The organism is Pseudomonas sp. IPO3747 (genome assembly GCF_013385245.1).
GTDB classification, from domain to species: domain Bacteria; phylum Pseudomonadota; class Gammaproteobacteria; order Pseudomonadales; family Pseudomonadaceae; genus Aquipseudomonas; species Aquipseudomonas edaphica.
The window spans coordinates 921,601-940,838 of the sequence record NZ_JACAQL010000002.1; the positions used below are offsets into that span (position 1 = coordinate 921,601).

A 19,238-nucleotide genomic window follows, 5' to 3' on the forward strand; every position below is an offset into this window, starting at 1 on the left:
GAATCATTGATTCAGGGCCTTTTTAATGCCTGGATTATTTGTAGAGCAGGCGCTCGGCCAGTTCATCGGCCACCCGTGCAGGGGAGCGTTTTTCGGCCTGGGCGTGGGCAAAGATCTCGGTGAGGCGTGTGCCGATATTTGACAGGTGCGCGGTGATACCTGGCAGCTCGGTGCCGGCGTGTTTGAGGGCGACGTAGATCAGGCCGCCGGAGTTGATCACGTAGTCCGGGGCGTAGAGGATGCCGCGTCCCTCTAACTGGTCGGCGATGTCCAGGTTGCTCAGTTGCGCGCTGGCGGAGCCCGCCACGGCAGCGCAGCGCAATTGGCCGACCGTGTGGCGGTTGAACACCGCGCCCACACCGCACGGCGCCAGGATGTCACAGGGTGTGCTGAGCAACGCATCGTTGGCGATAGGGTGTGCGCCCAACTGCTCCATGGCCAATTGCACCTTGCCGTGATCGATGTCGCTGACCAACAGTTCGGCGCCCGCCGCGTGCAGTTGTTCGGCCAGGGCATAACCGACATTGCCCAGGCCCTGGATCGCGACGCGCAAACCTTCGAGGTTATCGCTGCCCAGGCGCGCCATGGCAGTGGTGCGGATGCCGGTGAACACGCCCATGGCGGCATGCGGTGCCGGGTCGCCGGCGGCCGTGGTGCTGGTGACAAAACGGGTGTGTTGGGCGATGCAGTCCATGTCGGCAACGCTGGTGCCGCTGTCGATCGAGGTCACAAAACGGCCGTCGAGTTTTTCAATGCAACGGCCAAACGCTTCAAACAGCGCGGCGCGGCTTTCCACGTGCACGGGGCGGATAATCACAGCCGTGCCACCGCCCACCGGCAAGCCGGCCAGGGCGGCTTTGTAGCTCATGCCTTGGGCCAGGCGCGCGGCATCGGCTACGGCACTTTCATCGTCGGGGTAAGCAAGATAACGGCAACCGCCCAAGGCAGGGCCGAGGCGGCTGTTGTGGATGGCGATGACGGCCTTCAACCCGGTGACCGGGTCGATGCTCAGGTGCAGCGATTCAAGGCGGGTGCTGTGCATAAGCGCAAACATCGTCAGGCTCCCGAATCACTTCTGGTAGAGGCCCCAGTATAGGCTTGCGGTAGAAAACTGCTGAATCACGCTGGAATAAGCCGCCAGGTTTCGTAGGCATCACGACATAAGCACGCAGGACATTTCTTAAGTTACTGGACGAAAATTCACAGCAAGGCTAAAACGTGGGCATCCGCCGGAGAATGCAATGAATCCCCGCACAGCCTTTTTCGCCTGCCTGGACCGCTCACCGCCTGCGCTGTTTGAAGCTGCGTTGTGGATGGCGGCTGAACACGATCCGAGCGTGCAACCCTTGCTGATCCTGCAAGACCTGTCCCTGCTGCAACAACAGGTCAGCGTAGGCATGCCCATGCTACCGGCGGATGAACTCGGTCAGCCGTTGCTGCGGCGCATGAATGACCTGGGGTTTGCCCAGGATGACTCCACACCGCTGCGCCCCGCCGCCGCGCTGCTCGACAAGGTGCTGCAGCGCAAACGCGGCCAGCCCTTGGCCATGGGCCTGATCGCGCTGGAGCTGGCGCGGCGCCTGGATATCCCCATGGTGGGGGTTAATTTCCCAGGCCATTTCCTGCTGCGAGTGCCCGGTGCCGACCACCTCTTGGACCCCTGCGGCGGCCGACGCCTGTACCCCAACGACTGCCGCGAGCTGTTGCACCGCCAGTACGGGCCAAACCTCAAGTTGCAGGCCGAGCACCTGCTCACCGCCGAACCGCGCGCGATACTGCAACGGCTGTCACGTAACCTGCGCCAACTGCACCTGGCCAATGACCACCCGCTGTCGGCCCTGATTGATGCCGAGCGCGTGCTGGAGTTGGGCAACGCCAGCGCTGCGGATTACCTGGCGCGGGCCAGCCTTTACCAGCGCCTGGACTGCCCGAGCGCCGAGCGCTTTGACCTCGAGCACGCACTGCTGCTCAGCGAAGACCCGATCCAGCGCCTGCGCCTGACCGAGCGGCTGGGGCATTTGCCACCCAACACCGTGGTGCATTGAACTACTTATTTTTGGCGATCAGGATTTATTGTGGCGAGCGGGCTTGCCCCGCGTTGGGCTGCGCAGCAGCCCCAAGACAGTCACCGCATTTCTCCAGACACACCGCAGTGGCAGGTTTTGGGGCCGCTTCGCAGCCCAACGCGGGGCAAGCCCGCTCGCCACAACAAGCCAGCTCCCACATTTGATCTGCGTTGAATCAATGATTGGCCGGCGCCTTGAGAATATCGCTGTGCAATGGACCCTGCGGCGCGTTGGAGCCAGGCGAGCGCACTTGAATGATCAGCAGCGCCGCAATCACCGCCGGAATCGCGCAGAAGAAGAAAATCTGCTCCACCGGAATATGCATCGCCAGCAACATGCTGCCAAACAACGGCCCCAGGATTGAACCAAAGCGCCCCACGCCCAACGCCCAGCCGGTGCCGGTAGCACGCACATGCGCCGGATAGAAGTTGCTGGCGAAGGCGTTGAGGGTCAGTTGCCCACCAATAATGCAGAAGCCGGCCGCGAACACACAGGCCACCAGATAACGCGGGTTGTCGTGGTTCAGCCCGAGCAAAATCGTGCACACCGCAGCCGCCGCCAGCACGCCGGATAGCAGCCGCACTTTGCTTTTCAGGCGGTCGGCAAACCAGGCCATGCCGATGGCGCCCAAAGTGCCGGCAAACAGGAACATCGAGGTCACAAGGTTCGCTTGCTTCAACGTCAGGCCGCTTTCCAGCAACAGCGTCGGCAGCCAGCTGATCATGAAATACAGCAGGATCAGGCTGACAAAAAAAGTGGCCCAAATCAGTATGGTCGGACGCGCGTAGCCGTTGCGAAACAGCTCCACCACCGTGAGTTTGCTGCCCTGCTCCTGAAGATTCTCTGCCTCGCTCGCCAGCGGCGGCTGCCAGTCGGGCAGCATGCGCGCCGTAACCTTTTGCAGTCGCGCATACGGCGGCGCATCCCGCAGCAAACGCGGCAAGGATTCCGGCAGCAACCACACCAGGAAGGGGAACAGCAGCAACGGCGTCACCCCGCCTGCCAGAAACACCGCCTGCCAGCCGTAGCCTTCGATAAAACCTGCGGCTACAAACCCACCCGCCGCGCCACCGAACGAGAAGCCGCAGGCGGCCAGGGTCACCATCAAGGTACGCATGCGCGGCGGGGAATATTCCGACATCAACGCCATGGCGCTGGGCATCGCGCCGCCCATGCCAATGCCGCAGATAAACCGCGCGGCCATCAGTGTGGTCAGGGAGTTGGCGAACACCATCAGCACGGTGAGGCTCGCGTAGATCAGCACGCAGGCGAGCAGGATACGGCGCACACCAAAGCGGTCGGCCAGCGGCGTTACCAATAACGAACCCAGGGTCAGGCCCAACAGGTTGGCGCTGAATACCGGGCCGAACGCGGCTTTTTCCAGCCCCCAATCCTTGGCCAATGCCGGCACTACGTAACCCAGCACCTGGGCGTCATAGCCGTCGGTTACCAGCAGCAACGCCAGCAACAGGAGAATCAACCACTGGTAGCGCGACACCGGACGGGCGTCGAGTGCCGCGCGAAAGCTGGCAATCTGATTGTGCATCGCAAGGTACCTGTTATTTTTATAAGGATGACGCGGATCAAACTGTGGGAGCTGGCTTGCCTGCGATGACGGTGTGTCAGCCAGCGAATGATCAACTGATAGGCCGCTATCGCAGGCAAGCCAGCTCCCACATTGATTTAGGGGGTGTCGGGTTGGTTGGCCGGATGCGCTTGCACAAATGCCGGATGCTGCGCCGCCAGCGCCGCCACGCGTCCAATGCGTGGGTACGCGCCCAACGGCACCTTGAAACGCTCAGCCGCGTACAACTGCGGGATCAGAAACGCATCCGCCATCCCCGGCTGGTCACCAAAACAAAAGCCTTCATCCCCAATCAACTGCTCCACCGCGCCCAGGCCCTGGCTGATCCAATGCCCGATCCACTCGAGCACTTGCGCCTCGTCATGCCCCCATTTACGCAGCAGGTTTTGCGTGCTGGAGTTGTGCAGCGGATGGATATCGCAGCCAATGATCGACGCCACCGCACGCTCATGGGCGCGGGTCGCCAAGTCCTTGGAAAGCAGCGGCGCCTGTGGATAACACTCTTCCAGGTACTCAATGATTGCCGGTGATTGAATCAACAGTTCACCCTCATCGGTACGCAGCGCCGGCACGCGGCCCTGCGGGTTGATCGCCAGGTACGCCGGCTGGCGATTCGCACCGCCCGGCGGGACCAGCAGGTTCACCGGCACGGCGGTAAAGTCCAGCCCCTTGAGTGCCAGGGCGATACGCACCCGGTACGACGCCGTAGAGCGGTAGTAGGTATAGAGTTCCATCGCCCTGCCCTCTTAGCGTGCTGCGATCACAGTGCCACGGCATTCGCCGAAACCGATGGAGGCAAACCCCTCACGGCTGCAACGGGCGCGCAGGATGATTTCGTCGCCATCTTCAAGGAACTTGCGCACCTCGCCGGAGGCCAGTTCGATCGGCTTTTTACCGCCTTCGGTAATTTCCAGCAGGCTGCCGAACTGCCCCGGCTGCGGCCCGGACAAAGTGCCCGAACCAAACAGGTCACCGGCCTGCAACTGGCAGCCATTGACGCTGTGGTGAGCAACCATTTGCGCTACGGTCCAGTACATGTGCTGGGTGTTGCTCAGGGTCAGGCGGTGTTCCGGCAAGTTTTGCTCGCGCATCGCGGCGGTGGTCAGCAGCACTTCCAGTTCGATGTCGAAACCGCCAGCGGCCTGGTCATGCGTGTCCAGCAGGTAAGGCAGCGGCTGCGGGTCACCTTCGGGGCGCGCCGGCTGGGCCTTGCGAAACGGCTCCAGCGCTTCGGCGGTGACCACCCACGGCGAGATGCTGGTGATGAAGCTTTTCGACAGGAACGGGCCGAGCGGCTGGTATTCCCAGGCCTGGATATCCCGCGCCGACCAGTCGTTGAGCAGGCAGAAACCGGCGATATGCTCGGCGGCGTCGCCAATGGCAATCGAGTCGCCCATGGCATTGCCCTGGCCGATCCAGATGCCCAGCTCCAACTCATAATCCAGGCGCGCGCAGGGGCCGAAGGTTGGCTCGGTGTGGCCGGCCGGCAGCGTCTGGCCTTTAGGCCGACGTACGTCCGTGCCCGAGGGGCGAATGGTCGAGGCGCGGCCGTGATAGCCAATCGGCACGTACTTGTAGTTGGGCAGCAACGGGTTGTCGGGACGGAACAGTTTGCCGACGTTTTGCGCGTGTTCGATGCCCACATAAAAGTCGGTGTAATCACTGATTTTTGCCGGCAGATGCATCTGGCAATCAGCCGCGCGGTGCAGCACCTGCGCCTCACGGGTGTGCAGCTTGCTGCCTTCGGCGAGTAACTCCAGCAGGCGCTCGCGCAAGGCTACGCGCGGGCCACGGCCGAGTTCAAAAAACGCGTTCAGTTGACCACCGGCAGTGGCTTCAACGGCACGCCGTGCTTCACCTTCGAACTCATCCAGCGCAGCGTGCAGGTCGAGAATCGAATCGCCAATCGCCACGCCACTGCGCGGCGCCGAGCCATTGATGCTGAACACGCCCAGCGGCAGGTTCTGCAAGGGGAAATCGCGGTGGCCGTTGGCGGAGGCTACCCAGCTGCGGGTAAAGGTTGGCTGAGTCATCGGTTATCTCCGGTTCGGGTTGAAGGTGGCGGGCAGCGAGGCCCAGCACGCATCGTAGGAAGGTTGCAGTTGTGGGCACTCAAGGGCGAACTGTGTCGGGCGCAGCACCTGGCTGGTCTCAAACATGAAGGCCATGGTGTTATCGATCTTGTGCGGCGCCAGGTCCACGTTGATGGCTTTGGTGCAGGTCTCGCCGTCCGGGCCATGGGCGCTCATGCAGCTGTGCAGCGACGCGCCACCCGGCAGGAAACCCTCGGCCTTGGCGTCGTAGGCGCCCTGGATCAGGCCCATGTATTCGTTCATCAGGTTGCGATGGAACCACGGCGGACGGAAGGTGTTCTCGGCCACCATCCAGCGCGGCGGGAAGATCACGAAGTCGAGGTTGGCCAAGCCGTGCACACTGGTGGGCGAGGTTAATACGGTGAAAATCGACGGGTCCGGGTGATCGAAACTCACCGTGCCGAGGGTGTTGAAGCGGCGCAGGTCGTACTTGTACGGCACGTTATTGCCGTGCCAGGCGACTACGTTCAACGGCGAATGGTCCAGCTCGCAGGCCCAGAGTTCGCCGAGGAATTTCTGCACCAGCGTGGTCGGTTTTTTGAGGTCTTCGTAGTGGGCAACCGGCGTGAGGAAGTCACGCGGGTTAGCCAGGCCGTTACTGCCGATCGGCCCAAGGTCTGGCAGGCGCAGTGGCGCACCATGATTTTCCGCGACATAGCCACGAGCCTGCGCATCCAGCAGTTCGATGCGAAATTTCAAACCACGAGGCAGCACCACGATTTCCAGTGGCTCGACGTTCAGCACCCCCAATTCGGTGGCGATACGCAGACGGCCCTGCTCGGGGACGATCAACAGTTCGCCATCGGCGTTGAAGAACACCCGCTCCATGGAACGGTTGGCGCGGTAGTTGTAGATGCTGATGCCTGAGGGTTTTTCCGACCCGGAGTTAGCGACCATGCCTACAAGGCCGTCGACAAAGTCGGTCGGCTCACTTGGACTATCCAGCGGGTTCCAGCGCAAGCGATTCGGCGTCACCGCGCCCAACGGCCCACCGGCCAATTGCCGTTCCAGCTTGATAAACGCCGGGTGGTTGGCTGATGGCTGAATGCGGTACAGCCAAGTGCGGCGGGCTTCGCTGCGCGCCATGGTAAAGGCGGTGCCGGAGAACAGTTCGGTGTACAGGCCGTAGGGGGCTTTTTGCGGGGAGTTCTGGCCGACGGGCAGCGCGCCGGGCAGGGCTTCGCTGGCGAATTCATTGCCGAAGCCCGACAGGTATTCGAGGTTCATGGATCATCCTCTATGCGGAAGTTGTTTTTATCGTAATCCAGTTACGCATAACGTAATTTGATCACTATCGACCGTCAAGCTATAAAGACGCCCATTCATCTCTCGGATTCTCGCCCTTCCATGGAAAAGCCCCGCGACACCGGTAAACAGAAAGTCCGCTCGGCCGAAGTGGGCACCGATATCCTCAAGGCGCTGGCCGAGCTGTCCCCCGCCACCTCGCTGTCGCGTCTGGCCGACCATGTGCAGATGCCGGCGAGCAAGGTCCACCGCTATTTGCAGGCGCTGATCGCTTCGGGGTTTGCCGAGCAGAACACCGCCACCAACCATTACGGCCTGGGCCGCGAGGCGTTGCGCGTGGGCTTGGCGGCACTGGGCAGCATGGACGTGTTGAAAGTCGGCGCGATGCCCCTGGCAGAACTGCGCGATGAGTTGAATGAAACCTGCTTTCTGGCGGTGTGGGGCAACCAGGGCGCGACCGTGGTGCAGATCGAACCGGCGGTGCGCGCCGTCACCGTGGTGACGCAGCTGGGTTCGGTGCTGCCGCTGCTCAGCTCGTCCACCGGGCTGGTGTTCAGCGCCTATTTACCGTCGCGGGAAACCGTGGAATTGCGCGAACGCGAGATTCAGGCCGGGACTGCCCATGCCCTGGCGGACGACGAGGCTTACGCCAGCGCCTGCGAACAGATCCGCAGCCGTGGCCTGCACTTTGTGCATGGTTTGCTGATGCCCGGCGTGGATGCATTATCGGCGCCGGTGTTCAATGCGGTTGGGCACGTCGCGGCGGTGATGACCGTGGTCGGCCCCACCTCACTGTTCCATGCCGATGAAGACGGCCCGGCGGCGCAGCACTTGCTGGCGGCGACTCGGGCCGTGAGTTGGCGCATGGGCTATCAGCCCTGAATCACTCGTCCCAGCCTGACAAAGCCAGCGCCACGCGGTTTTCCACGGCTTTGACCTGCGCGCCACCCACCACGTAGTTGTTGCTCAGCATCGAGAACACCAGCTTGCGCCCCTTGCTATCGGTGATGTAACCGCTCAAGGACGACACGCCGCCCATGGAGCCGGTCTTGGCATGCAGGTTGTTCTCGGCCGGTGTACCGCGCAGGCGATACCGCAGGCTGCCGCCGGTCATGCGGTCGGTGTTGCCGGCGATCGGCAGCGCGTTGTACCAGGCGTTGAACCACGGCTGTTTACTCGCGGCCAGCAGCAGGTCGGTGAGGTTTTGCGACGACACCAGGTTACGCCGCGACAGCCCCGAACCATCGACCTGGCTCAATGTCGCCGTATCCAGCCCCTGGCGCTTGAGAAACCCGGCCACCGCCACCGCACCCGCCGCCGCCGTGCCACTGTTGGCTGTCTGGCGGCCCATCGCCTTGAGCAAGGCTTCGGACATGTTGTTGTTCGAAAGTTTGAGCAGCGGCGTAATCAATTCCTGCAACGGCGCCGACTTGTGCTCGGCCAGTACCGTCACCGCAACCGGGCTGGCACCGCCCATCACTCGACGGCCAAGCACTGTGATGCCTTGCTGCGCCAGCGCTTGCTCGAACAGGTTGGCCACCAGTTGCGTTGGCTCCCAGACACTCACCAACTGCTCGCTCTGTCGCCCCGGCGCCACGGCCCCACTGAGCTGCAGCAGGTTGGTGCCATGGCGACGGTTGATCCCGTAGGTGTTGCCCGGCCCGCTGACCGCGCGGTTGCTCAGTTGCAGGTAGTTGGTTGGCGGGAAGATGTCGACACTCACAGGCTGCCCGGCCCGCGCTGGCGCCTTGGCGGTGACCAGCACGCTGCCAGCATCGAAATCGGTATTGGGCGACACGGTCAGCGCCGAAATCTGTGCGCCGTAGTAGGTGGTTTCATCGTCATGGGACCAGTCGACGCCCAGCCGCTCGGCGTCAAACCAGGTGTCGTCAAACACCAGGTCGCCCTGCACCTGACGCACGCCCTGGCTGGCCAACTGCGCCGCCAACGCCTGGTAATCGGCGAACTGAATGGTCGGGTCACCCAGGCCGCGCAGGTACAGGTTGCCGGTCAAGCGGTCGCCCTGGCGAATGCCGTTGCTCAGCAGTTGCGTGGCGAAACGGTACTGCGGCCCAAGCACATCCATGGCCGCGGCCGTGGTCAGCAGTTTGAGGTTGGAAGCCGGCACCAGCCGCGTGCGCGGGTTGTGCTGATACAGCGTGGCGCCACTGTTGGCGTCCCGCACCATCAGCGAGACCGAGGCGCCGTGCAGCGCCGGGTCGGCCAGCAACTGGTCGAGGCTGTGCCCGGTGGCCGTCTTCGAAGGCGTGGCGCAACCGCCCAGTAACAAACTCAAGCCCACCAGCATCGCGCTGGTGTGTATCCATCGACCCAACTGCATCAGTACCGTTTTCCCGCAAAGCTTTCAGTGGCGGCAACGCTACCAGCTCATTGCCGTTGTGGCGAGTGTGGCTGTTGTGGGATCGGGGCTGTTGTGGCGAGGGAGCTTGCTCCCGTTGGACTGCGTAGCAGTCCCATGCTCTTAAAGCAAAGAGCGGGGCTGCTTCGCAACCCAGCGGGAGCAAGCTCCCTCGCCACAAGAGGTCGCTTGCCTTAAAACTGCAGCGTGCTGGAAACCGACACCTGCCGCGCATCGCCGATGGACACGAACTGCGTGTTCACCGACGAGGTGTAGTAGGTGCGATCAAACAGGTTCTTCACGTTGAGCTGGAACTTGACTTTCTGCCCATCGATTTTGGTGTCGTAGCTGGCAAACGCATCGGCCACGGTGTAGCTCGGCAGTTCGAAGCTGTTGGCCGCGTCCCCGGCCCGTTCGCCCACGTAACGGGCACCGGCGCCCACACGCAATTGATCGCCGCCGAGAATGCTGCCGAAGTCGTACACGGCCGACAACGAAGCGGTGTTTTTCGCAACGTTTTGCAAGCGATTGCCCTTAAGCGTCGGGTCTTCAGTCACCTCGGCATCGGTGTAGGCATAGCTGCCGATCAGGCTCCAGTTGTCGGTCAACTGGCCGCTGGCATCCAGCTCAAGGCCACGGGAACGCACTTTGCCCGCCACGCTGTAGACCGCTGCCAAACCGTCGCCGACCTGCACCAGCACGTTGCGTTTTTCGATATTGAACAGCGCCGCACTGGCGGTTATACGCCCCGGTATGTCGAGTTTGGTGCCCAGCTCCCAGGCTTTGGACTGCTCCGGTTCCAGGCTGCCATCCAATACGCTTTTGTTCGCCAACGGCGCGATGGTGGAGTTGGGTTTGAACGACTCGGTGTAGCTGCCATAGAACGACAATTGATCGGTGTAGCGATACACCAGGCCGGCACGCGGCACCCACTTCTGGCCGTTGCCATCGGTGTTGGCGGTGAACGGCACGCCTTTGCCGGCGTATTGGTCGTACATCTGGTAGCGCGCACCGCCGACCAGAATCCACTGGTCATTGAGGTGGATGGCGTCCTGGAAGAATAGCGAATCGCTGCGCAGCAGGTCGGTCTGGTTACTGTCCGGCGCGCTGACTTTGGTGCCCGCGACTTCGTTGCCGTACACCGGATCGTTATAGTTGAAGACACCACGCGGCGCCTGGCGAATCAGGTCGGCGCGGTAGATCTTGCGGTACTCGTCGTCGAGCCCGAACACCAGGTCGTGCTGCATGCCGCCGACATTGACCTTGCCTTCCAGGCTGGTGGTGGCGAAGCGGTCGGTGGTCAGCGCACCCTGGGTGCCGTCCATGCTGCGGGTCAGGGTGCCGTTGGTGTTGACCTTGACTACGCGCACCTGGCTGGCGTCGTAGGTCTCGCGGTTCCAGCTGTAGCCGAAGTGCGCTTTCCAGTCGTCGTTCAAGTCGTGGTCGACTTCCAGGCGATACAGGTCGGAGCGGCCTTGCATATTGTTGAACGGCTCATCCAGCCGACGGGTCGCGGGGATGTTCAACGGGTGGTTGGTCTTGGGGTCGATGGCGGTGCCACGGTCGAACGGCGAGAGGAATTCGCGGTGCTCATAGGCGAACACCACTTTGGTGGTGTCGCCGTACCAGGCCAGCGACGGCGCCACCAACGTTTCGCGGTGGGTGCCGAAGTTGCGCCAGTAATCTTCGTCTTCGTGGTCGACGATCAGGCGATAGGCCAGGCCGCTGTCACCAATCGGGCCGGTGGTGTCGAGGTTGCCGCCGCTGCCGTTCTTGCCGTCACCGAAGGTCGAGCCGCGCGCGGTCAACGAGGTGGACTGCACCAGCTCGGGCTTCTTGCTGACGATATTGACCACGCCGCCCGGGTCCTGGATGCCATACAGCAAAGACGACGGGCCTTTGAGCACTTCGACGCGCTCGGCGGTGGCGTTCAGCGCCCGGCCCTGCACCACGGGCATGCCGTCCTTCATGATCGAGCCGTTACGGTTGTCACCAAAACCGCGCAGCATCACCGCGTCCTGGGTGCTGCCGAGGGTGTTGGCCTGGGTGATGCCACTGATATTGCCCAGGGCGTCATCCAGGTTGCGCGGCTGTTGGTCACGCAGCACTTGGGCCGGCACGACGTTGACGGTTTGAGGGGTTTCCAGCAGCAGGCCGTGGGAGCGCATCACCGAGCTGGTGGGCGGTGGCTGATAGCTGGTGGTGTCCTGGGCTTGGCTCGCGCCGCTGATGGTGGTGGCGCCCAGGTTGACTGCGCCATCGGTGGGCACAGGCTCAAGCGCCAGAGTGCGGGCGTCGATCTGGCGGAAGGTAAAGCCTGAGTTGCCGAGCAGCCGTTGCAGGGCCTGGGTGGCGCTCATCTGCCCGCTGACAGCCGGGGCGCTAAGGCCATAGGGCGCTTCGTCGGTGTAGATCACGCTGATGCCGGTGACCCGGCTGAAATCGCTCAGCGCCTGGGGCAGCGGCTTGGCTGCCAGGGCAAAATTGAACTGCGCGCTTTGTTGCTCCTGCGCCTGCGCAATCGCCAGAGGCAGCAACGCCAGGCCTGATGCCGCCAATACCGAGGCTCCCAGCCACTGTTTTACCCAACCGCCCGCCGTCGACTTCATGCTGTGAGAACCCGTGTAGAAAACGCTGTTAATGCGAATAGCTCGCAGTTTCAAACACTACACGGATGGGCGGGCGATTTACCTCACCTTTGTTTGCAAATATTTTTATTTATTGCGCCTGAATGCGGAAACCCATGCGTGGGAAGTGCACGTGCACAGTGCCAGCACGCTCGTCGGTACGGCGCAGGATCAGCTCTTCACGGCCAGCGAACAGCAGCTCACCGGCAACGGGATCAACCCCGTAATCAATGGCCGCAATCGTTACCGACTGATCCGCCTTGAAACCATTCAAGTCCTCGAACTCGTCATCCGGCAATGCCGCAGGCGTGGCATTACGGGCAATCGCCAATGCTTGCTCCGCCGTCATTTGACTCGCACTGCCGTGACCAAAACCCAGCACGCGCGCCAGCCAAGCCAAGACGGCCGGATAAGCATCCACCAATGGAGCCGTCACGGGAGTGGCTTTGAGGAACCACATCGGGTGGGCCAAGGCAAAGTCGGCAATCGACGGTTCACCGAACAGAAAGTCTCCCGGCGCGTGCTGCAGCTGGAACTCCAGACGCGCCATGATCGCCGGCCATTGGTGCTTGGCCAGCTCGGCAGGGAGCTTGCTGGCCGTGCCGCCACTGAACAACGCGGCGCGGTCAGCGATAAACGCTTTGATCGCTTCCGGCGGCAATTTGCCAAAGCGCACCGCCACTGACTCCGGCTGGAATACCAGGCTGACGGCATGGGCGAACACAACGCTGTCGGCCCAGGTGGCGAACGTCTGCGTGATCATTTCCTGGCCCAACGGGAACAGCGCCGGCGAGGACGTTTCCTGCTCAAGGCGACGCGCGATCAGGGCAGTGTCGCAATAGATATCGGCGCCGACTTGCAGTACCGGGGTTTTCCGGTAGCCGCCGGTCAAGGCTGTCAAGTCGGGTTTGGGCATGACGGGTGATATGTGTACAGAGTGCCAGGACAACCCCTTGAAACCGAGCAGCAGCCTGGCTTTTTCTGCAAAGGGTGAGGTCGGGTAATGGTGCAGGATTAACTCAGACATGCCAGGCTCCGCTCGATAGGTGAGCCGCCAGCTTAGCCTGCAAAACCGTGCGTGGGGACGATGGGAACCCATCAGTCAAATCAATGAGCCACTCGCCGCCAGGCATTCCTTGGCGCTCTTCTTCAATTTCTTGATCAGCCGCTCCTGACGCAGCGCCTCGCCCTTGGAAGCACACTGCTCGGTGTACACCAGCGCCACGGCCGGGCTGGACAGAAAAAACCGTGCGCCCTTGCCGCTCTGGTGGGAGGCAAAGCGGCGCACCGGGTCATTGCTGATGCCGCAATACAGCGAACCATTGGCGGCACGCACCAGGTAGACGAACCAGGGTTTGGGTTCAGGAAGTTCAGTCACGGGACGATTGCTGCAAACCAAAAGAACGCCAATCTTATCAACGACCGGCCTGAAATGCCTTCAAGCCTTTAAGCGCCTGGGCACGCACGGCGTTCTTCAATGCCGGCGACCAGCCCAGCAACAAGCCCTTCAAGCCCAACGCCTGGCGCGACCAACGCCACAGGTCGAAGTGGTCGTGGTGCTCGCAGATTTTGCCATCGCGAAACACAAACCGCGCACCGATATCGTTGACCACCGTATTGCCCGTGGCGCTGAACAGGTAGGTCGCCACCCAATGCGCACTGCCCGTGCTGTCATCACTGCGCACATGGTCGAAGGTCAGGGAGAAATCCTTGGCCCGCGTGGTGAGCATGCGCCACATGTCCCCGGCGTCGCGCCCGCGCAACTCACCAAAGGCCGGGTCGCTGAACACCACGTCGTCGGTGTAGCAGGCGGCCATGGCTTCGGCGTCCAGGCGCTGGAAAGCACTGTAGAACTCGGTGATCAGGGCGTTATGGGCATCACTCATGGGCAGGCTCCGCAGGCGTCGAAAGAATAGCCGCACGATAAGCTGCCCACGCTGCGCTGGCTACTGACATTCGCCACGCAAATGATGAGCCTACGGCACCATCCCAACACTGCGAGCATAGGCGAACAGGTCAACATCGGTGGAAATACTCAGCCGTTGCATGGCCGTGCTTTTCTGCTTGCTGATCGTGGAAATGCTGCGATTGACCTGTGCCGCGATCTCGCTGACGGTCATGCCGCTGGCCAGCATGCGCACCACCTCGCGCTCCTTGCCGGATAATTGCGGCTCCTGGGACTGATCGCCCGTGCCCGCCTCGACCATTTGCACCCGCAGGGATTCACTGGCGAACGTCTGGCCGGCACACACGGCCTTGATCGCCAGGGGCAGCTCCTTGGCCGAAGCACTTTTAGCCACCACTGCCTTGGCACCATGGGCGAAGGAAGCGCGCAGGGTGGCGACGCTGGCGAACATGGTCACCAGAATCACCGGCAACTTCGGATACTGGCGGTGCAGCAGGCTCAACAGCCCGTAGCCATCGGCCTGCTGACCGCCGGGCATGGCGAAGTCGGTGATGAGCAAGTCGCACGGCGTCGTACTTAACACGTCGAGCAATTGATCGGGTCCATCGGCCTCCGCGACCACTTTGCAGCGGCCATGCGCCTCAATCACGACTTTCTGCCCGATACGAACAATGGGGTGATCGTCAGCAATAATTACTCGAAGCATAAATTCCCACGAATGATGGCAACTTGAATCCGCGCAAAATACCCCCGCCGGCGCTCATCAACAACCGCTAACAAACAGCCGCTTACAGCCAACCCCAATGTTCACTCGTTCACATTTTTTTGCCTACATAACAACAGGAAAAAACCTACAGCCAAAACTAGATCGTCGGATTGCAAACGCTCAGTGAAAACACCACTCCTCAGACATCGGACAGGTACTCGAGATAGACGTACAACCGAGCCAGGAACAACTCCAATTGCACCTTGTGCGCAGCAACGCCCTGGGACCGGACCTGCTCAATCAGCCTCACCGCCATGGGTTCAAGGCCGGTGCCGCCCAAAAACACCAGGCTGCCCACCAAGCGATGGAGGCGTTCAGCTGTCAATGATGCGTTCAACGTCGCACAGGCATGGCGTAACAAACGATGGTCCTCCCACGCCTCGAACAGCAGGGTTTCCAACAATTGATCGACGACAGGCTCGCTGCCAAACGTCGCGACCAACGTGGCACGCGTTGGCCAGCCGGCGAGCGGTACAATGGCCGCCTGTTCGACATACCGATCATCCACGCCAGGCAACCAGCGCACCAACACCGCATGCAATTGTTCAAGGGTCAAGGGTTTGAGCAACCAGGCATCCATACCGGCATCGCGGCAACGCTTGGGACTGTCATTTTGCAGGTTAGCGGTCAAGGCAATGATCGGCACTCGCCTCATCCCGGTATCGCACTCATGCTGGCGAATGGCGCGGGCCATGCTGTAACCGTCCATGAAGGGCATCTGGCAATCGCTGATTACCAGGTCGAAGGGTCGGGTGGTAAAGGCCACCAGCCCGAGGTAGCCGTCGGCGACCGTCTCGTGCCCCAGCCCCAGTTTCTGCAACAAACCACCCAACAACAGGCGGTAGGCAGAATGATCATCCACAACCAGCACACTCAACTGCCGCCAATGAAACGGGGGAAGGGTTGGCGGCTTCAGGTTGTGGCTCGCTCCTGCTGTTGAACCTACCAGCGAACCCATCAGTACCTCTATCGCAACTATTGATCCAGCAGCAATCCGCAGCACTGATGCAATAGCTCTTGAGGCCTATCATGCAGCAATGGTCGACGCATTCTTCTGAATGCTATCGGCCAAAAACAAATAACCTTTCGAGTTAACCAAAGCCCATACAACAACTACGAAAATCCCCCCTGAATCATCGCCTTCACACCGCCCTGCCAATGTCGTATTAGTTGTATTTCCCCTGCTCGCCCCCCTCGCTAAATTGTGCCCACCCCAAAGAGGGTCGGCTTGCCACTCCCAGGCAACAGCCAATAAACACCGAGACCGCCGCTTGGCCAACCACCCGTTCATACCGGGTCGGGCGTGGCCCCGCACGCGCCTCAATCTGCCAGCCTGTAATGGAACAAATGAAATGAAGATCTCTGTATCCCTGCTGAGCAGTGCCCTGCTGCTCGCCATGAACTCATCGGTGTTCGCCGCCAGCAGCGTCGACCTCAGCGTCAAGGGCATCATCACGCCCAGCGCCTGCACACCCAACCTGCCAGGTGACGTCGATTTTGGAAAAATCGCGGCAAAAGACCTGAGCCTAGACAGCTATACGCCGCTTGAGAGAAAGACCCTGCAACTGAGCGTCAATTGCGACGCGGCGACACTGTTTGCAATCCACCCCCTCGACAATCGAGCCGGTTCCGCCGCTCACGGCGCCGCCTTTGGCCTGGGTTTGATCAACGGAAACCAGAAGCTCGGCGTATATCAGCTGACGTTCACCAACCCCACCGCCGAAACGCCCTCCACTCTGATTGCGATGTTCAACTCCGAGGGCCGATGGACGGAGATCCTTACAGATGACGCCATCGCCCCCAACGATCTGGTGGCGCTGGGCAGCCAGGGCGATAGCGGTTGGGCACCCCACCCGATAAAAGACGCGATCATGGACATGACGCTGTACACCTCAATTGCACCGGCAAGAAACCTGACCTTGACCAGCGAAGTGGTAATCGACGGCTCTGCGACCTTTGAAATGAAGTACCTGTAAATGGATATTTCCCAAATGAAGACCTGCCTGCCCCTGTTGAGCAGCGCGCTGTTGCTCGCCATTACCTCATCCGCCTTCGCCGCCAGTTCCGTGGACCTGACCGTCAAGGGTTTGATCACCCCCAGCGCCTGCACTCCCAACCTGCCGGGCGCCGTGGACTACGGAAAAATCGCAGCAAAAGACCTGAACCCCGACAGCCACACCTGGCTTGAGGACCAGACATTGCAGTTGAGCGTGAACTGCGAGGCGGCGACGCTGTTTGCCATCAACCCCATCGACAATCGAGCCGGTTCCTCAACCATTGGCCGAGGCTCCTACGGCCTGGGCCTGGCCAACGGCACAGAAAAGCTCGGCGGGTATCAACTGATGTTCAGCAACCCCGTCGCCGAAACGCCTTCGACCTTGCTCTACCAGTACGAACAGCGCGACTGGGCGCCGCTCTATCCAGAGGACCCCGTAGAAGACGATATGTTGGTGGCCCTGGGCAGCCGTGGCGATTCCGGCTGGGCCCCGCACCCGGTGCAGGACGCGCTCATGGACATCACCGTGCACACCGCCGTTGCGCCTGCCAACGGCTTGAGCCTGGCCAACGAAGTCTCGCTGGACGGCTCCACAACGTTTGAAGTCATGTACCTGTAAATGGAGACCGTTGAAATGAAGACCTCGCTGTCCCTGCTCAGCGCTGCGCTGTTGCTCACAAGCGCCTCGTCAGTGTTCGCCGCCAGCAGTGTGGACCTGACCGTCAAGGGGCTGATCACACCCAGCGCTTGTGCCCCCAGCCTTTCAAGCGGCGGGGTCATCGACCACGGCAAAGTAGCCGCCAAAGACTTAAGGCTGGACGGCTACACGTTGCTTGGCAATCACACGCTGCAACTGGCGATCACCTGCGATGCACCCACCCTGCTGGCCCTTAAGGGCATCGACAATCAAGGTAGCGCCTACGACTCGAGCAACGCCTACGGCCTGGGCTTGGTCAGCGGCAAAAAACTCGGCGGGTACACCCTGGCACTAGATAACCCAATGGCGGATGGCGCGGTGATTTCCGTGATTGGGTCCCGGGATAACGGCCTCAGTTGGCGCGAAATTTACCCAGGAGACGTCTGGCCAGCCGCCGACCTCGCTTCGTTTGGCGATCGCTCGACCGGCAGTTGGGCGCCGGCACCGGTCCAGCAAGTGACTGCGGGGCTTGGGGTGCAAACCATTATCGCTCCAACTGCCGGGATGGACCTGACCACTGAGGTCCCCATCTATGGCTCCGCCACAATTGAAGTGAAATACCTGTAACCCCCCTCTAACATCACAGGATGTGACCCATGGCTAGCCTCCTCACTCCCATCGCCGCGACATTGTTACTGATCTGCGCCGGCCCAGCATTCGCCGCCAGCAGCATCGATCTGACCGTCAAGGGGCTGATCACACCCAGCGCTTGTGCCCCCAGCCTTTCAAGCGGCGGGGTCATCGACCACGGCAAAATCGCGTCCAAGGATTTAAAGCCGGACAATTGGACGGTCATCGGCAATCACACGCTGCAACTGGCGATAACCTGCGAGGCGCCAACTCTGGTGGCCCTCAAGGGCATCGATAATGTAGGCGACTCCCATGACCCGATGAACAGGTATGGCCTGGGCCTGGTCAGCGGCCAAAAATTGGGCGGGTACTCCCTGACCTTCGGCAATCCTATAGCCGACAACGCAGCGATCTCCGTGATTGAGTCCTCCGATAACGGCCTCACCTGGCAGGAAAATATCCCAGGTGACACTTGGCCAGCCGCCTACCTCGCTTCGTTTGGCGATCGTTCGACCGGCAGTTGGGCGCCCACCCCAGTCCGGCTGGTGACGGCCGATCTCAAGGTGCAAACCCTTATCGCTCCAACTGCCGGGATGGACCTGACCACTGAGGTCCCCATCTACGGCTCCGCCACAATTGAAGTGAAATACCTGTAACCCCCTCTAACATCACAGGATGTGACCCATGGCTAGCCTCCGCACTCCCATCGCCGCGACATTGTTGCTGATCTGCGCCGGCCCAGCATTCGCCGCCAGCAGCATCGATCTGACCGTCAAGGGGCTGATTACCCCCAGCGCCTGCACCCCGGCACTGGCCCAAGGCGGTGTTGCCGACTACGGAAAGATCGCCGCCAAGGACCTGCAAGAAAACCAGGCTACTCCGTTGCCGCCCACTACCTTGCCATTCAACCTCAGCTGCGAGGCCGCCACGCTGTTTGCACTCAATGGTGTGGATAACCGCGCCGGCTCAGCCAGCAGCCCCAACGATTACTCGTATGGCCTGGGGTTCATCAACGAAACAGAGCGGGTCGGCGACTACGTGATCATTATCACCAACTACCTCGCCGACAACCTGCCGGTCAGCAAGCTGGCCTCCCGTGACAACGGCGCCACCTGGAGCGAAAACAGTGAGGACGCCATCTGGATGCGTGGCAGGCTCGCCGCCTTCGGCAACAACGCAAGTGGCACCTGGGCGCCCATCGCGATCAAGGCACTGACCAGCAACCTGGTGGTTCACCCCACTATCGCCCCTTCCAGTGGCCTGACATTGACCCAGGAACAACCTGTCGATGGCTCCGCCACGTTGGAAGTGATGTACCTGTAACCCCT

General features: G+C 61.4%; 19 protein-coding genes. 7 read left to right on the forward strand and 12 right to left on the reverse strand.

Translation table 11 applies throughout. The annotated features are described in order from the left end of the window. Nucleotides 1–34: 34 nt before the first annotated feature. A complete protein-coding gene (locus tag HX790_RS05570) occupies nucleotides 35–1,054 on the reverse strand; it encodes a Glu/Leu/Phe/Val dehydrogenase dimerization domain-containing protein (RefSeq protein WP_017135173.1) in 1,020 nt (339 codons plus the stop codon). A 187-nt stretch (nucleotides 1,055–1,241) separates the two neighbouring features. Here HX790_RS05570 and HX790_RS05575 point away from each other — a divergent pair, with 187 nt between their 5' ends. Continuing rightward, nucleotides 1,242–2,045 (forward strand): SirB1 family protein, encoded by an 804-nt coding sequence (locus HX790_RS05575; RefSeq protein WP_099548462.1) that lies wholly within the window; start codon nucleotides 1,242–1,244, stop codon nucleotides 2,043–2,045. A gap of 196 nt (nucleotides 2,046–2,241) precedes the next feature. Here the strand turns inward: HX790_RS05575 and HX790_RS05580 are convergent, their stop codons facing one another. The 4 genes from HX790_RS05580 to hmgA all read right to left on the reverse strand — a co-directional run bounded on the left by HX790_RS05580 (nucleotide 2,242) and on the right by hmgA (nucleotide 6,971). Then, a complete protein-coding gene (locus HX790_RS05580) occupies nucleotides 2,242–3,612 on the reverse strand; it encodes an aromatic acid/H+ symport family MFS transporter (protein ID WP_017135175.1) in 1,371 nt (456 codons plus the stop codon). 137 nt (nucleotides 3,613–3,749) lie between these two features. Then, on the reverse strand, nucleotides 3,750–4,385 hold the full coding sequence (gene maiA / locus HX790_RS05585; protein ID WP_017135176.1) for a maleylacetoacetate isomerase: 636 nt from the start codon (nucleotides 4,383–4,385) through the stop codon (nucleotides 3,750–3,752). 12 nt (nucleotides 4,386–4,397) lie between these two features. Then, nucleotides 4,398–5,684 carry a fumarylacetoacetase gene (fahA, locus tag HX790_RS05590; RefSeq protein ID WP_017135177.1) on the reverse strand — a complete coding sequence of 429 codons (1,287 nt, stop codon included), beginning with the start codon at nucleotides 5,682–5,684 and terminating at the stop codon, nucleotides 4,398–4,400. A 3-nt stretch (nucleotides 5,685–5,687) separates the two neighbouring features. Continuing rightward, on the reverse strand, nucleotides 5,688–6,971 hold the full coding sequence (hmgA, locus tag HX790_RS05595) for a homogentisate 1,2-dioxygenase (RefSeq protein WP_176991332.1): 1,284 nt from the start codon (nucleotides 6,969–6,971) through the stop codon (nucleotides 5,688–5,690). A 120-nt stretch (nucleotides 6,972–7,091) separates the two neighbouring features. Between hmgA and HX790_RS05600 the strand changes: the two genes are divergently transcribed. Beyond that, the gene (locus tag HX790_RS05600; protein WP_176991333.1) at nucleotides 7,092–7,871 is read left to right on the forward strand and encodes an IclR family transcriptional regulator; all 780 of its coding nucleotides are present in this window, start codon (nucleotides 7,092–7,094) and stop codon (nucleotides 7,869–7,871) included. 1 nt (nucleotide 7,872) lies between these two features. Here HX790_RS05600 and dacB read toward each other — a convergent pair whose 3' ends face one another. The 7 genes from dacB to HX790_RS05635 all read right to left on the reverse strand — a co-directional run bounded on the left by dacB (nucleotide 7,873) and on the right by HX790_RS05635 (nucleotide 15,605). Further along, nucleotides 7,873–9,330, reverse strand: a complete 1,458-nt coding sequence (dacB, locus tag HX790_RS05605) for a D-alanyl-D-alanine carboxypeptidase/D-alanyl-D-alanine-endopeptidase (protein ID WP_026013537.1) — start codon at nucleotides 9,328–9,330, stop codon at nucleotides 7,873–7,875. 212 nt (nucleotides 9,331–9,542) lie between these two features. Beyond that, the gene (locus tag HX790_RS05610) at nucleotides 9,543–11,957 is read right to left on the reverse strand and encodes a TonB-dependent receptor (protein ID WP_176991334.1); all 2,415 of its coding nucleotides are present in this window, start codon (nucleotides 11,955–11,957) and stop codon (nucleotides 9,543–9,545) included. Between the two features lie 109 nt (nucleotides 11,958–12,066). After that, nucleotides 12,067–13,002: a glutathione S-transferase family protein gene (locus tag HX790_RS05615; RefSeq protein ID WP_099548454.1), complete on the reverse strand. Its 936-nt coding sequence runs from the start codon at nucleotides 13,000–13,002 to the stop codon at nucleotides 12,067–12,069. Nucleotides 13,003–13,077: 75 nt separating this feature from the next. After that, the gene (locus tag HX790_RS05620; RefSeq protein ID WP_017135182.1) at nucleotides 13,078–13,353 is read right to left on the reverse strand and encodes a GIY-YIG nuclease family protein; all 276 of its coding nucleotides are present in this window, start codon (nucleotides 13,351–13,353) and stop codon (nucleotides 13,078–13,080) included. Between the two features lie 37 nt (nucleotides 13,354–13,390). Beyond that, a complete protein-coding gene (locus HX790_RS05625) occupies nucleotides 13,391–13,861 on the reverse strand; it encodes a nuclear transport factor 2 family protein (protein WP_010212931.1) in 471 nt (156 codons plus the stop codon). A gap of 90 nt (nucleotides 13,862–13,951) precedes the next feature. Continuing rightward, nucleotides 13,952–14,587 (reverse strand): response regulator transcription factor, encoded by a 636-nt coding sequence (locus tag HX790_RS05630; protein ID WP_017135183.1) that lies wholly within the window; start codon nucleotides 14,585–14,587, stop codon nucleotides 13,952–13,954. 199 nt (nucleotides 14,588–14,786) lie between these two features. Next, a complete protein-coding gene (locus tag HX790_RS05635) occupies nucleotides 14,787–15,605 on the reverse strand; it encodes a response regulator (protein ID WP_176991366.1) in 819 nt (272 codons plus the stop codon). Between the two features lie 394 nt (nucleotides 15,606–15,999). On the opposite strand from HX790_RS05635, the gene HX790_RS05640 reads away from it, so the two are divergent. From HX790_RS05640 to HX790_RS05660, 5 genes are read left to right on the forward strand one after another with little or no spacing between them, the layout of a single operon-like run. Continuing rightward, the gene (locus tag HX790_RS05640; protein WP_176991335.1) at nucleotides 16,000–16,623 is read left to right on the forward strand and encodes a DUF1120 domain-containing protein; all 624 of its coding nucleotides are present in this window, start codon (nucleotides 16,000–16,002) and stop codon (nucleotides 16,621–16,623) included. Between the two features lie 15 nt (nucleotides 16,624–16,638). Continuing rightward, nucleotides 16,639–17,262, forward strand: a complete 624-nt coding sequence (locus HX790_RS05645; protein WP_176991367.1) for a DUF1120 domain-containing protein — start codon at nucleotides 16,639–16,641, stop codon at nucleotides 17,260–17,262. A gap of 15 nt (nucleotides 17,263–17,277) precedes the next feature. Further along, the gene (locus HX790_RS05650) at nucleotides 17,278–17,907 is read left to right on the forward strand and encodes a DUF1120 domain-containing protein (RefSeq protein ID WP_171045790.1); all 630 of its coding nucleotides are present in this window, start codon (nucleotides 17,278–17,280) and stop codon (nucleotides 17,905–17,907) included. A gap of 29 nt (nucleotides 17,908–17,936) precedes the next feature. Beyond that, nucleotides 17,937–18,566, forward strand: a complete 630-nt coding sequence (locus HX790_RS05655) for a DUF1120 domain-containing protein (protein WP_099548446.1) — start codon at nucleotides 17,937–17,939, stop codon at nucleotides 18,564–18,566. Nucleotides 18,567–18,594: 28 nt separating this feature from the next. Further along, nucleotides 18,595–19,233 carry a DUF1120 domain-containing protein gene (locus tag HX790_RS05660; protein ID WP_138449602.1) on the forward strand — a complete coding sequence of 213 codons (639 nt, stop codon included), beginning with the start codon at nucleotides 18,595–18,597 and terminating at the stop codon, nucleotides 19,231–19,233. Nucleotides 19,234–19,238 lie beyond the last annotated feature (5 nt).

Excerpts from the sequence above, each read along its gene's own strand:
- HX790_RS05575 (WP_099548462.1), top strand. The coding sequence starts at position 1,242 with ATGAATCCCCGCACAGCCTTTTTCGCCTGCCTGGACCGCTCACCGCCT.
- HX790_RS05615 (WP_099548454.1), bottom strand. The coding sequence starts at position 13,002 with ATGTCTGAGTTAATCCTGCACCATTACCCGACCTCACCCTTTGCAGAA.
- HX790_RS05630 (WP_017135183.1), bottom strand. The coding sequence starts at position 14,587 with ATGCTTCGAGTAATTATTGCTGACGATCACCCCATTGTTCGTATCGGG.
- maiA (WP_017135176.1), bottom strand. The coding sequence starts at position 4,385 with ATGGAACTCTATACCTACTACCGCTCTACGGCGTCGTACCGGGTGCGT.
- HX790_RS05640 (WP_176991335.1), top strand. The coding sequence starts at position 16,000 with ATGAAGATCTCTGTATCCCTGCTGAGCAGTGCCCTGCTGCTCGCCATG.
- hmgA (WP_176991332.1), bottom strand. The coding sequence starts at position 6,971 with ATGAACCTCGAATACCTGTCGGGCTTCGGCAATGAATTCGCCAGCGAA.
- HX790_RS05625 (WP_010212931.1), bottom strand. The coding sequence starts at position 13,861 with ATGAGTGATGCCCATAACGCCCTGATCACCGAGTTCTACAGTGCTTTC.
- HX790_RS05580 (WP_017135175.1), bottom strand. The coding sequence starts at position 3,612 with ATGCACAATCAGATTGCCAGCTTTCGCGCGGCACTCGACGCCCGTCCG.
- HX790_RS05570 (WP_017135173.1), bottom strand. The coding sequence starts at position 1,054 with ATGTTTGCGCTTATGCACAGCACCCGCCTTGAATCGCTGCACCTGAGC.
- HX790_RS05600 (WP_176991333.1), top strand. The coding sequence starts at position 7,092 with ATGGAAAAGCCCCGCGACACCGGTAAACAGAAAGTCCGCTCGGCCGAA.
- fahA (WP_017135177.1), bottom strand. The coding sequence starts at position 5,684 with ATGACTCAGCCAACCTTTACCCGCAGCTGGGTAGCCTCCGCCAACGGC.
- HX790_RS05635 (WP_176991366.1), bottom strand. The coding sequence starts at position 15,605 with ATGGGTTCGCTGGTAGGTTCAACAGCAGGAGCGAGCCACAACCTGAAG.
- HX790_RS05660 (WP_138449602.1), top strand. The coding sequence starts at position 18,595 with ATGGCTAGCCTCCGCACTCCCATCGCCGCGACATTGTTGCTGATCTGC.
- HX790_RS05655 (WP_099548446.1), top strand. The coding sequence starts at position 17,937 with ATGGCTAGCCTCCTCACTCCCATCGCCGCGACATTGTTACTGATCTGC.
- HX790_RS05610 (WP_176991334.1), bottom strand. The coding sequence starts at position 11,957 with ATGAAGTCGACGGCGGGCGGTTGGGTAAAACAGTGGCTGGGAGCCTCG.
- dacB (WP_026013537.1), bottom strand. The coding sequence starts at position 9,330 with ATGCAGTTGGGTCGATGGATACACACCAGCGCGATGCTGGTGGGCTTG.
- HX790_RS05645 (WP_176991367.1), top strand. The coding sequence starts at position 16,639 with ATGAAGACCTGCCTGCCCCTGTTGAGCAGCGCGCTGTTGCTCGCCATT.
- HX790_RS05650 (WP_171045790.1), top strand. The coding sequence starts at position 17,278 with ATGAAGACCTCGCTGTCCCTGCTCAGCGCTGCGCTGTTGCTCACAAGC.